This is a genomic window from uncultured Polaribacter sp., assembly GCF_947497695.1.
GTDB lineage: Bacteria > Bacteroidota > Bacteroidia > Flavobacteriales > Flavobacteriaceae > Polaribacter.
The window spans coordinates 103,498-117,185 of record NZ_CANMHM010000007.1; the positions used below are offsets into that span (position 1 = coordinate 103,498).

General features: G+C 29.7%; 7 protein-coding genes. All 7 read left to right on the forward strand.

All coding sequences use genetic code 11. The features are described 5' to 3' along the window. The first annotated feature begins 32 nt into the window (after window positions 1–32). The 7 genes from Q0731_RS09110 to Q0731_RS09140 all read left to right on the forward strand — a co-directional run bounded on the left by Q0731_RS09110 (window position 33) and on the right by Q0731_RS09140 (window position 13,567). Window positions 33–5,591: an Ig-like domain-containing alpha-2-macroglobulin family protein gene (locus Q0731_RS09110; RefSeq protein WP_299062984.1), complete on the forward strand. Its 5,559-nt coding sequence runs from the start codon at window positions 33–35 to the stop codon at window positions 5,589–5,591. A 201-nt stretch (window positions 5,592–5,792) separates the two neighbouring features. After that, on the forward strand, window positions 5,793–8,123 hold the full coding sequence (gene pbpC, locus Q0731_RS09115) for a penicillin-binding protein 1C (RefSeq protein WP_299062987.1): 2,331 nt from the start codon (window positions 5,793–5,795) through the stop codon (window positions 8,121–8,123). A 126-nt stretch (window positions 8,124–8,249) separates the two neighbouring features. After that, the gene (locus Q0731_RS09120; protein ID WP_299062989.1) at window positions 8,250–8,456 is read left to right on the forward strand and encodes a hypothetical protein; all 207 of its coding nucleotides are present in this window, start codon (window positions 8,250–8,252) and stop codon (window positions 8,454–8,456) included. Window positions 8,457–8,761: 305 nt separating this feature from the next. After that, window positions 8,762–9,607: an MBL fold metallo-hydrolase gene (locus Q0731_RS09125; protein ID WP_299062991.1), complete on the forward strand. Its 846-nt coding sequence runs from the start codon at window positions 8,762–8,764 to the stop codon at window positions 9,605–9,607. Between the two features lie 13 nt (window positions 9,608–9,620). Next, the gene (locus Q0731_RS09130) at window positions 9,621–11,258 is read left to right on the forward strand and encodes a S8 family peptidase (RefSeq protein ID WP_299062993.1); all 1,638 of its coding nucleotides are present in this window, start codon (window positions 9,621–9,623) and stop codon (window positions 11,256–11,258) included. Window positions 11,259–11,336: 78 nt separating this feature from the next. After that, complete coding sequence (locus Q0731_RS09135; protein ID WP_299062996.1) at window positions 11,337–13,172, forward strand: M1 family metallopeptidase; 1,836 nt, start codon at window positions 11,337–11,339, stop codon at window positions 13,170–13,172. Window positions 13,173–13,207: 35 nt separating this feature from the next. Beyond that, window positions 13,208–13,567: a HupE/UreJ family protein gene (locus Q0731_RS09140; protein WP_299063070.1), complete on the forward strand. Its 360-nt coding sequence runs from the start codon at window positions 13,208–13,210 to the stop codon at window positions 13,565–13,567. Window positions 13,568–13,688 lie beyond the last annotated feature (121 nt).

Here is a 13,688-nt window from a genome sequence, read left to right on the forward strand (position 1 = left end):
TTTTTGAGTTGTGCTAACCAAATACCACAACTATGAAAACGAAACAATTACTATCAATACTTGTTATTTTTTTAATGCTTTTTTCTTGTAAAAAAGGAGCAGTAGAAACAGATAATATCTATAAATTTAAAGAATATATAAGTTATACAACCTCTGGTGTTGTTTCTGTTGCAGAAAAAATAACTGTAAACCTTGCAAAAGAAGTCGTTTCTTGGGATGTAAACCAAGAAATTTCTTCTAATATTTTATCCATAAAACCTTATGTAAATGGAAAAATTAAAGCAATAAATAAACATGCTTTTATTTTTATTCCTGATGAAAATTTAGATTCAAACACAGAATATACTGTTACCGTAAAATTAGATGAAGTCTACAAAGACATCTCTAAAGATTTTAAAAACTACACCTTTCAGTTTAAAACAATTGCACCTAATTTTAAGATTGATATAAAAACCATACAATCCTATTCTAAAGAATATCAATATTTAGAAGGAGTTTTAGAATCTGCTGATGTAATATCATTAGAAAATGCCAAAAAGATCATACAAGCCTCTCAAAAAGGAATCAAAAAGAATATTGTTTGGCAAGAGTTTATTAATAAAGGAACTTTTTTTGAATTTAAAATAGATAGTGTTCAACGTTTTAATGAAGACAGTAAATTAAAATTTAGTTGGAATGGTACAGCCATTAATTCTAAGCGAAAAGGAGAAAATGAAATTATCATTTCTGGTAAAAATAACTTTAAAGTACTTGCTATAAAAGTTGTCAATAAAAACGAGCAATACATCTCTATTAATTTTTCTGATGCTCTAAAAAAGCAGCAAAATTTTGATGGTTTGGTTGCTTTAAAAAATGTAAAAACACCTCGTTTTGTTGTTAATGGAAACGAATTAAAAGTCTTTTCTGGTTCGAGGTTTCAAGGAGATGTGTTAGTTTCTGTTTATCAAGGAGTAAAAAGTTCTGATGGAATTCGTTTAAAAAAAGCTTTTAAGGAAACTATTATTTTCGAACAGAAAAAACCACAAATTAGAGCCATAAGTAATGGAACAATTTTACCAAATTCTAAAGAGTTAAAATTCAATTTTGAAGCTATTAATGTTAAAGAAGTTGATGTTAGAATTATTAAGATTTTTGAAGATAATGTCTTGCAATTTCTACAAGATAATGACTTAAATAGTAATAACGAAAGTGCTATAAAAAGAGTTGGTAGAAGAGTAGCCAAAGAAACGATTACGTTAATTAAAGCCGATGAAAATCATAGTCAAAAATGGAAGGCTTACAGTATAGATATTTCTAAAATGGTGTCTGTAGATCCAGAATCGATTTATAGAATTGAATTAAGTTTTAATAAAAACCAAACACTTTATAATTGTAATCAGGTTACTTCATCAACAGAAAATAATACTGCTTATGAAGATGATTATTACCAAGAAGAAAACGAATCTTTAAGTGAGGTTGAAGATGAGGATGAAAGAGAGGAATTGTATTGGGACAATAAGTTATATAATTACAAAAATTACAGCTACAATTGGCAAGAAAGAAAAAACCCATGTAATGATGCATATTATGCTGAAGATAAAATAATTGCTCAAAATTTAGTTGCTTCTAATTTGGGTATTATTGTTAAAAAGGGAGCTAATAATGACTATTTCTTTGCAGTTACCAATCTTTTAGACACTCAGCCAGAAGCTGGTGCAACCATAAAGTTATTTAATTTTCAGCAACAAGAAATACTAACAACCAAAACAGATTCAGAGGGGTTTGCTAATATTGAATCTCCAAAAAACGCAGCATTTGCAACTGTTTCTAAAGGTGTAAATAAAGGGTATGTAAAGTTGTTAGATGGTAATTCTTTGTCTTTAAGTAAGTTTGATGTTTCTGGCACTAAAACTCAAAAAGGTTTAAAAGGCTTTATCTATGGAGAACGTGGAGTTTGGCGACCTGGAGATGCAATGCATATTACTTTTATATTAAATGATGCAGATAATCAATTACCAAAAAATCATCCTGTAAAATTAGAAGTTACAGATTCAAGTGGCAAGTTGGTGTATAAACAAGTAACATCAGATAATTTGAATAATTTTTACACGTTCACAGTAACAACTTCACCAGAAGCAAAAACGGGTAATTATTCTGCTAAAATTTCTGTGGGTGGAGCAAAGTTTTATAAAACGTTAAAGGTTGAAACTGTAAAACCAAATCGTTTAAAAATTAAAGTAGATTTTGATGATGAAATTCTTACAAATAACATTCCAATTAACGGAACTTTAGATGTAAAATGGTTGCATGGAACCCCTGCAAAAAACTTAAAAGCAGAAATTAAAGCAAAAGTTTCGGTTGCAAATTCTGGTTTTAAAAATTATAAAGATTATATTTTTGCAGATCCTTCTAGAGATTATGCATCAGAAGAAATCACTGTTTTTGATGGAAAATTAGATGAAAACGGATTGGCAAAAGTCAACAATAAACTAACCGTTGGTAAAAATGCTCCAGGCATGTTAAATGTTCAGTTTTTGGTAAGAGCATTTGAAAACGGAGGCGATTTTTCTATTGATGCATTTACCAAAAAATATGCACCTTTTAATTCTTTTGTCGGTCTAAAATCGCCAAAAGGAAATAGATATGGATCCTTTTTTACAGATGAAAATCAAAATTTTTCTATAGTCTCTGTTGATGAAAAAGGAAACCCAGTTGCCAATAGAAAGTTAGATGTAGAGGTATATCAAATTAAATGGCGTTGGTGGTGGAGTTCTTCATCAGACAACTTATCTAGATATACTTCTAGCATTTACAATGCACGTTATAAAAATATTAGAGTTACTACAGATACTAAAGGAATTGGTAGTTTTAAATTAAAGATTCCAGAAAAAGATAGAGGACGTTTTTTAATTAGAGTGGTCGATAAAAAAAGTGGCCATGCAACAGGTAGAACTACTTATTTTTATAAAAATTGGTGGCAAAATTCGAGTTCTGGAGACAAAGAAGCTGCAAAAATGTTGGTTTTTTCTGCTGATAAAGAAAAGTACAATGTTGGGGAAACTGCTAAAATTACATTTCCTTCAGGATCTAAAGGTAGAGCTTTAATTAGCATAGAAAATGGTACAAAAGTATTAGAAACTAAATGGGTAGAAACCAATAAAGGAACTACTTCTGTAGATATTCCTATCAATAAAAACATGACGCCTAATGTGTTTGTAAATATTTCTTTATTGCAACCACATCAAGTATCAGAAAACGATTTACCAATTCGTTTGTATGGAGTTATTCCTATTTTGGTAGAAGACAAAAACACCCTATTAGAACCAAAAATTTTGATGTTAGATGAATTGCAGCCTGAAAAAGAATTTACAGTAAAAGTTTCTGAAAAGAACAATAAAGAAATGACCTATACTTTGGCAGTTGTAGAAGAAGGTTTGTTAGATTTAACCCGTTTTAAAACTCCAAATGCATATACTACTTTTTATGCAAGAGAAGCATTAGGCGTAAAAACATGGGACATTTTTGATGATGTAATTGGTGCATATTCAGGCAGTGTAGATCAGGTTTTTGCAATTGGTGGAGATGGAAATTTATCAAAAGGAAAAAACAAAAAAGCCAATAGATTTAAACCTGTTGTAAAATTTTTAGGGCCTTATTATTTAAAAAAAGGTAAAACAGCTACTCATAAAATTACGCTACCAAATTATATTGGTTCTGTTAGAACTATGGTTATTGCAGGAGATATTACAACAGAAGCTTTTGGTAATGCAGAAAAAGCAGTACCTGTTAAAAAGCCTTTAATGGTTTTGGCAACATTGCCTAGAAAGTTATCGCCAAAAGAAAAAGTAACTTTACCAATTACCATTTTTGCAATGGATAAAAAGGTTAAAAATATAAATGTAGAGGTAAAAACATCTAACGGAATTGCTGTTATTGGTAACAAAAATCAAACTCTTAATTTTGATAAACCAGATGAAAAAATGCTGTATTTTGAGTTGGATGTTTTAAAAGCAAATGGCATAAATACTGTAGAAATTATTGCAACAGGAGCAGGAGAAAAAGCGACTTATAAAGTGGAGTTAGATGTTGTAAATCCTAACCCAACTACATCTAAGATTATTGATAAAAATGTTGAAGCCAAACAAACAGAAATCATCAATTTTAATACGTTTGGTGTAGCAGGTTCTAATACTGCTGTTTTAGAACTTTCTACCATGCCACCAATTAATTTTTCTGGAAGATTGGCATATTTAATTCAATATCCTCATGGCTGTTTAGAGCAAACTACATCAAGTGTTTTTCCGCAGTTATTTTTAAATGATTTGTTTGAATTATCATCAGAAAAGAAACAAGAAGTTCAAAAAAACATAGAAAAAGGAATTACACGTTTGGGTAATTTTCAAAAAGCAGATGGAGGTTTAAGCTATTGGATGGGAGAAAATTATACAAGCGATTGGGGAACAAGTTATGCAGGTCATTTTATGTTAGAAGCAGAAAAAAAAGGATTTGTGTTGCCAATTACTTTTAAAAGTAATTTTATAGCATATCAAAAAAATGCAGCTAGAAATTGGCAACCTAGTTACAATAGATATTCTAGAGATTTATCTCAAGCTTACAGATTATATACGTTAGCTTTAGCTGGTAGTCCAGATTTATCTGCTATGAATAGATTAAGAGAATTTAAAGAAATTTCTAACGAAGCAAAATGGCGATTAGCAGCAACTTATGCATTGGTTGGTCAAAAAGAAGCAAGTGTAGAAATTAAGCAAAAAGCAAACTTAAACTTTGCAGGACAAAATTATTACAATTATGGTTCTGTTGCCAGAAATAGAGCTATGGCTTTAGAAACAATGCTTTTAATTGATGGTAAAGATGTAAAGGAAGTTGCAAAAAGTATTGCCAAAGATTTATCGGATGATAATTGGATGAGTACACAATCTACAGCTTACAGTTTATTATCAATAGCTAAAATGGTTATTAAAAATGGAGGAAAAGCGATTAATGTTCAATATGTAAATAATGGTAAAACAGAAACTATAAAAACTTATAGTTCTATGGTTCTAAGAACGATAGATGTTAAAAGTGGAGAGAGTTTTATCAATCTAAAAAATAATGAAAATAATATTGTTTTTGCAAGAATCATCAATTCAGGGAAGTTGCCTTTAGGTGAAGAAATTACAGAAAATAGAGGTTTAAGTGTTTCTGTTGATTACAAAAATTTAAAAGGAAAATCAATAGATATTAATAGCTTACAGCAAGGTCAGGATTTTGTAGCTAAAATAGTGGTGAGTACACCAAAAAATGAATCTGTAAAAGACATTGCCTTGACACAGATTTTTCCTTCTGGTTGGGAAATTGTAAACACTCGTTTTACAGATTTTGGAACGACGATAAAAAGTAAAGCTCGTTATACAGATATTAGAGATGATCGTGTAAACTTTTATTTTGATTTGAATAAAAGTAATAAAAATGTAGAAACAAAAACCTTTACAGTTCTATTAAATGCAGCGTATTTGGGTACTTACTATTTACCAGGAATACAAGCAGAAGCAATGTATGATAATGATTATTTGGTAAGAACAAAAGGACGTTGGATTGAGGTTGTAAAATAATTATTTTCTTATCCAAGGGACTTTAGTCTCTTGATTTTAAAATTAAAATAATAAAAAAAATCAATTCTTTGTCTTTAAAACTAGAAGTGGTTTAAGCATCGGACTGAACTCTAATAGTTAGTTTAAAAATTAAGATTGAAAACAAGAAGTAGAATAAAAAGTATCCTAAAAAATAACAACGGACTAAAGTCCCTTGGATATTTGAAACGAAATAAAAAGAAAGCAATTTTTGTTTTTGTGTTGCTTGTTTTCTATGCGTTTTGTCTACCAAATAAGTTATTTACAAAACCAACATCAACTGTAATTACTAGTAAAAATAATGAATTATTAGGTGCTTTAATTGCAACTGATGGTCAATGGCGTTTTCCTTATAGCAATACTGTTCCAGAAAAGTTTAAAAGCTGTTTAATTCAGTTTGAAGATGCATATTTTTATAAACATTTTGGTTTTAATCCTGTTTCTATTTTTAAGGCATTGAAACAAAATTTACAAGCAGGAAATGTAAAAAGAGGAGGAAGCACCATAACACAACAAGTAATTAGGTTGAGTAGAAATAGCCAGAAAAGAACCTATTTAGAAAAATTTATAGAATTGGTTTTAGCAACACGATTAGAACTAAGAGCACCTAAAGAAAAAATTTTAACATATTGGAGTTCTAATGCTCCTTTTGGAGGAAATGTTGTGGGTTTAGAAGCTGCGTCTTGGAGGTATTTTAACAGAAAATCAGAGGATTTATCTTGGGCAGAATCAGCAACTTTAGCAGTTTTACCCAATGCACCAAACTTAATTTATCCCGGCAAAAATCAGCAAAAATTATTGGTAAAAAGGAATCGGTTATTAAAAAAGTTACTTTCAAATAAAGTAATAGATTCTTTAACTTTTAATTTAGCTGTTTTAGAGGAGTTGCCTCAAAAACCTTATTCTTTACCTCAAATTGCACCCCATTTATTACAGAAAATTAATAATTTAAATGCTGGTGAATTTATAAAAACTAGTATAAATAAAAAATTGCAAAAACAGGTAAATAAAGTTGTAGATAATCACTATAATGTATTGAAATACAATGAAATATATAATATTTCTGTTTTGGTTTTAGATGTAAAAAATAGGAAGGTTTTAACTTATGTTGGCAACTCTAAAACTACTAGAAAAAATCAGAAAGATGTAGATGTAATAGATAAGCCAAGAAGTACAGGTAGTATTTTAAAACCATTTTTATATGCTGCTATGTTAGATAGTGGAGATTTGTTACCAAATACTTTGGTTGCAGATGTGCCAACTAACTTTGGGAGTTATCAGCCAGAAAATTTTGATAAAAAATATGCAGGAGCTGTATCAGCAAAAATAGCTTTATCAAAATCTTTAAATGTACCTACTGTAAGAATGTTACAGAATTTTGGTATAGAAAAATTTTACAATTATTTACAAAAATTACAACTGAAAGATATTAATAAAAGTGCCCATTATTATGGCTTAACCATTGCTTTGGGTGGTGCAGAAAGTAACTTATGGGATTTGTGTAAGAGTTATGCATCTTTAGCATCCACAGTAAATCATTATACCCAAAATTCTAGTAGATATTTTACAAATGAATTTTGTGAGCCTACTTTTTATGCGGATAAAAAAATCGACTTCGGGAAAAAAACAGCTGAAAAAGTCATTTTTGATGCTGCCTCTATTTACTTGACTTTTGAGAGTTTAAAAGAGGTTAACAGACCCAATGCAAATCAAAATTGGGAGTTTTTTGATGCTGCTAAACAAATTGCATGGAAAACAGGCACAAGTTTTGGATTTAGAGATGCTTGGGCAATTGGCACAACCAAAGATTATGTAGTGGGTGTTTGGGTTGGAAATGCAGATGGAGAAGGAAGACCTGGTTTGGTGGGTGTGCAAACTGCTGCTCCAATTTTATTTGATGTTTTTGATAAATTACCAAACTCAGATTGGTTTGAAAAACCGTTTGATGAAATGACTGAGATAGAAATTTGTAGCAAAAGTGGGTATAGAGCAACTACTATTTGTGAAGAAAAGAAGTTAGAGTTTGTACAAAATGCAGGTTTAAAAACAGCACCTTGTCCTTATCATGTTTTGGTAAATCTAGATACATCAGAAAAATACCAAGTCAATACTTCTTGTGAGTCTTTTGATAACATCAAACAAAAACCTTGGTTTGTATTGCCTCCTTTAATGGAATATTATTACAAAGATCAAAATCCGTTTTATAAACCATTGCCAAAATTTAGAGTTGATTGTTTAGGTAAAGTTCAAAATGCGATGAAATTTATCTATTCAACAAAAAAAAGTACTATTTATTTACCAAAAGATTTTGATGGAAAAAAGAATGAACTTATTTTAAAAGTAGCCCATTCTAATAAAGATGCAATTTTGTTTTGGTATGTAGACAATACCTTTATTAAAACTACAAAAGAAATACATAGTATTGCAATAAAACCAAGTTTAGGTAGGCATATTATTTCTGTAACTGACAATTTTGGAAACGAAGTTTTTAAGGAAATAGAGGTAAAAATTTAATGGCAAAACATTATAAATGACCATTCATCCCTTTTTTTTATACCATTCATCGAAAAAAACCACAAAAAAGTGTGTTGAACAACTATTTTTACGACGTAGATAAAGAACCCCTAAAATTTTAATCCTATGTTTCACAGTATTTCAACATCGAAAGTAATTAAATATAAATATAGAATTACTTCCAATCTATTTAAGTCAGAATTAAAAGCTGTTAGTATATCAGAAATTCATGACTTTATGAAAAAGTTTAAAAGTCATATTACAGATTATTCTGTATTAGTTTTAGGTGTATCTGACCTTCAAAATCAATATTCAAATAGGCATGTTGCTTAAATGATGTGTAATTTAGCCTCTTTATTAAATCTAATATTTAGTAAAGTGGCTTAAATTATTGTATACGATCACTAACCTTCTAATCGTATATTTGTATTTTATTTAATAAAGAAGTTCTGAAAATGCTTTATTTATTGAAATGATACCTTTACAATAAATTTTAAAGTGAATCTTTAGAATTTTCTTAACAAAAAAGCTTCTTTTTTTCTTCATCTTTGTTGTAATCAAAATCTCGATGATTTTGAAATTATTATAAATCGTAAAATAATTATTTTATAATTAAATGAATGGTTTAATTTTATAGAATGAAGATATATCCCATAGAAACAGGAAATTTTAAATTAGATGGAGGAGCAATGTTTGGCGTTGTTCCTAAAACTATTTGGCAAAAAACAAATCCTGCAGATCAAAATAATATGATTGATATGAGCATGAGATCTATGCTTATTGAAGATGGCAATCGTTTAATTTTGGTTGATACTGGTTTAGGAGCAAAACAATCCAACAAATTTTATAGTTATTATTATCTTTTTGGAGATTTCTCTTTAGATACTTCTTTAGCAAAATATGGTTTTCAGAGAGATGATATTACCGATGTTTTTTTAACACATTTGCATTTTGATCATTGTGGAGGTGCTATAGAGTGGAATGCAGATAAAACTTTTTTACAACCTGCTTTTAAAAACGCGAAATTTTGGTCTAATGATAAGCATTGGCAATGGGCAACTGAACCAAATCCAAGAGAAAAAGCATCATTTTTAAAGGAAAATATTGATCCTATTAAAGAAAGCGGACAGTTAAATTTTATACACAGTAATTATAAAGAACAAGTTGGTTTTGATGTGCTTTTTATGGATGGTCATACAGAAAAGCAGATGTTACCCATGTTAACTTATCAAGGAAAAACAATTGTTTTTATGGCAGATTTATTACCCACTGTTGGTCATATTCCTCTGCCTTATGTGATGGGTTATGATACAAGACCATTATTAACTATCAAAGAAAAAGCAGCCTTTTTAAACCAAGCTGCAGATAAAGAATACTATCTTTTTTTAGAACATGATGCACACAATGAACTTTGTACTGTGAAACATACAGAAAAAGGAGTTCGATTAAAAAATACACATCAATTTTTAGACATATTTAATTAAGAAATCATAAAGAATGAAAATTTTAAAACCAATTTTATACACCGCTTTTACAAGTCTTATTTTAACAAGTTGTAAGTCAGTTTCTAAACTACCAGTTCCTCAAGGTTCAGAAAATGTAATTAATGTAACTGCTAAAAAAGGCGTTTTGTCTGAAGCAGAAATGAACAAATGGAGTCATGCTGATTTAGAAACAGATTCAATTCCAGGAATGAGTATTGAAAAAGCATATCAGTTTATAGCAGACAAAAAAGGAGTAGAAATAATTGTAGGTGTAGTAGATTCTGGTACAGATTTAACACATGAAGATTTAAAAGAAGTTGCATGGGTTAATGAAAAGGAAATTGTTAATAATGGAATTGATGATGATAAAAACGGATATGTTGATGATATCAATGGTTGGAACTTTTTAGGAAGTACATATAAAGAACATTTAGAATATCAAAGAATCATCATAGATCCATCGATTACAAATGAAGAAGAAGCAAAAGAAGCAAAGGCTTTTTATGATGAAAAAGTTGCGGGTGCAAAACAAAGCAAGTTAAGATTTGAACAAATGTTACAGGGAGTAACCAATGCAGATGCTGTTATTTCTAAGTACCTAAATAAAAAAGATTATACAAAAGAAGAAGCTTTAGCAATTGAAACAGAAGATGCTGATTTACAACAAGGTATTGCTATTGCAGAGCAAATGTATAGCTTTGGTTTGCCTTCTTTAAGTGATGCAATAAAAGAATTGACAAAATTGGTTACAGATGCAGCTAATTTGTTGAATGGAGATGCCTTAAAACAAGATTATAGAAGTGTTGTTGGAGATGACCCTAATACCATGGAAATGAAATTTTACGGAGATAATAAAAGTGGGCATTCCATAAAAGATGAAGCTCATGGAACCCATGTTTCTGGTATTATTGCAGCTGTTAGAAACAATCAAATAGGCATGAATGGCGTTGCAAATAACGTAAAAATTATGGCTGTAAGAGCTGTGCCTGATGGAGATGAATATGACAAAGATATTGCCTTAGGAATTCGTTATGCTGTAGATAATGGTGCAAAAGTAATTAATACTAGTTTTGGTAAAGGTTATTCACCTAAAAAAGAATGGGTATATGATGCTATAAAATATGCAGCTGATAAAGATGTTTTAATTGTAAATGCTGCTGGTAACTCTAGTGACAATATAGATGTTGAAAAAACATATCCAAATGATTCGCCAGATTTAATAACAGAAATTTCTGATAATTTTATTACTATTGGAGCAATGAGTTTAAACTACAATAAAGAATTATTGGCATCTTTTTCTAATTATGGTAAAATAAATGTCGATGTTTTTGCTCCTGGAGTAGATATATATTCTACCACACCAGAAAATGAATATAAAAAATTTAGTGGTACCTCTATGGCTGCACCTTCTACAGCTGGTGTTGCTGCTTTGGTTCGTTCTTATTATCCTAAATTATCTGCAAGTCAAGTAAAACATATTTTAATGAACTCTGGTGTTAAAATAAATTTTGATGTTATTAAGCCAGGTTCAAAATCTAGAGAAAACCCTGAGGGAGAATTGGTTCCTTTCGCAGATTTATCTGTTTCTGGTAGAGTTGTAAATGCTTACAATGCTCTTAAAATGGCAGACAAAATTGTAAATAGAAAATAATATTTTTATATTTTTTGATAAAAACAGCATTTTTAAAATGCTGTTTTTTATTTTTATACCAAACTTGATTATTACAGTATGAGGAAACTTTACTTTTTAGGACTGTCGCTTATTATATTAACTTCCTGTAAAGTTATAGAAAATACAGTTTCTGTAGCTAAAGATGCATATTGGCAACAACATGTAGATTATACGATGGATATTGATGTTGATGTAAAAAATTATCAATATAAAGGAAAACAAACTCTAATTTATACCAATAATTCTCCTGATGATTTAGATAAAGTTTTTTATCATTTATACTTTAATGCCTTCCAACCAGGTTCTCAAATGGATGTTCGTTCTTTAAATATTAAAGATCCAAGTAAAAAAATTGGAGATAGAATTAGCAAATTAAAACCAGATGAAATAGGGTATATTATTGTAAATTCTCTAAAACAAAATGGTGTAAAAGTTTGTTACGAAACAGTTGGTACTATTTTAGAGGTAGCTTTAAATCAACCTATAAAATCTGGAGAATCTGTAACTTTAGAAATGGATTTTGATGCTCAAATTCCTGTCCAAATTCGTCGTTCTGGAAGAAACAATAAAGAAGGAGTAGCATTATCAATGGCACAATGGTATCCTAAATTGGCAGAATATGATTTTCAAGGATGGCATACTCCTCCTTACATTGCAAGAGAATTTCATGGAGTTTGGGGTAATTTTGATGTAACCATTCATATTGATAAAAAGTATACTGTTGGAGGAACAGGATATTTACAAAACCCACAAGAAATTGGGCATGGGTATCAAGATCATTCAAAAGAGTTGAATTTGCCAAAAGGGGATAAATTATCCTGGCATTTTAAAGCACCAAATGTGCATGATTTTACCTGGGCAGCAGATCCAGAATACATTCATGATATTTTAAAGACAGAAAACGGAATTGATTTACATTTTTTATATAAGAACAATCTTGAAGAAAAATATTTAAAAAACTGGAAGGATTTACAGCCAAAAACGGCCGAATTAATGACGTATTTTAGTGAAAATATTGGTCAATATCCATACAAACAATATTCTGTAATTCAAGGTGGTGATGGAGGAATGGAATATGCAATGGCAACTTTAATTACAGGACAAAGAAAATTTGAAAGTCTTTTTGGAGTTACATCACATGAACTAGCACATACTTGGTTTCAGTTTTTATTAGCATCAAACGAAAGTTTGCATCCTTGGATGGATGAAGGTTTTACTTGTTATATTTCTAACAGAGCAGTCAATGAAATTTTAAAAGAAGAAAAAGAGAATCCACATGCTGATTCTTATAACAGTTATAGAAAAATTGTAAATTATGGCTATGAAGAGTCTTTAGCAACACATGCTGATCGATATCATACTAATTGGGCTTATGGAACAGCAAGTTACTCTAAAGGAAATATTTTTCTAAGTCAATTAGAGTACATAATTGGTGCAGAAAATGTAGCAAAAGGATTGAAGAAATACTTTACAGATTTTAGTTTTAAGCACCCAACACCTAATGCTATAAAACGAACGATGGAAAAGGTTTCTGGCATTCATTTAGGTTGGTATTTAAATGAGTGGACACAAACAACACATGCTATAGATTATGCAGTAAAATCTGTTGACGGACAAAAAATTACTTTAGAAAGAATTGGTAAAATGCCAATGCCAATTGATGTTTCTGTTGTTTTTGTTGATGGAAGCAAAGAAGATTTTAATATTGCCTTAGAAATGATGCGTGGTAGTAAATTAACTACAGCAACTGTATTAAAAGATTGGGGTTGGGCAAACACTACCTATTCTTTTGAAGTTTCTAAGCCAATAAAGTCTGTAACGATTGATAAAAGTGGCTTAATGGCAGACATCAATTTAGATAACAACTTTTTTGGAGAGAAAAACAAACTTTAATACTCACTTTTAATTCGCTAGTTACTTTTTTTAAAATTGGTGTAAAACACGTTTTAAAGTTTTCTTATTTAAGTTACATATTATTTCTAATTCTTGCAGTAATCATTTTTAGTTTTAAACAATGGAAAAAGTTGCTTTGGTTGCTTTTTACTATTATTATAAGTTATTTAATAGCAATGATTTTAGCTGTTTATGGCAATGTTTTTACAAAGTTAGAAATTATTAAATTTTTAATTATACTCACTATTTTTTCTTTAGCTATTTGTATTTTAATTGCAAGTATTGATTCTTTTAAAAATACAGATAAGTATGTTTTTTTACATGTAGCTCTGTTTGCTTTTTTAAATGGATTAGGTTCTTCTGGCGATTTATTGTTAAAGTTAGATAGAAATTAAAGTGAAATATTTCCTATAATAGAAGTCGTTTTTGGGACAGGAATGTCTGTATTGATAGAAATTTTAGCATTGGTAACTGTATTTTCTTTGATTAGACAAATTCCTAAATTAGGCAAGAGGA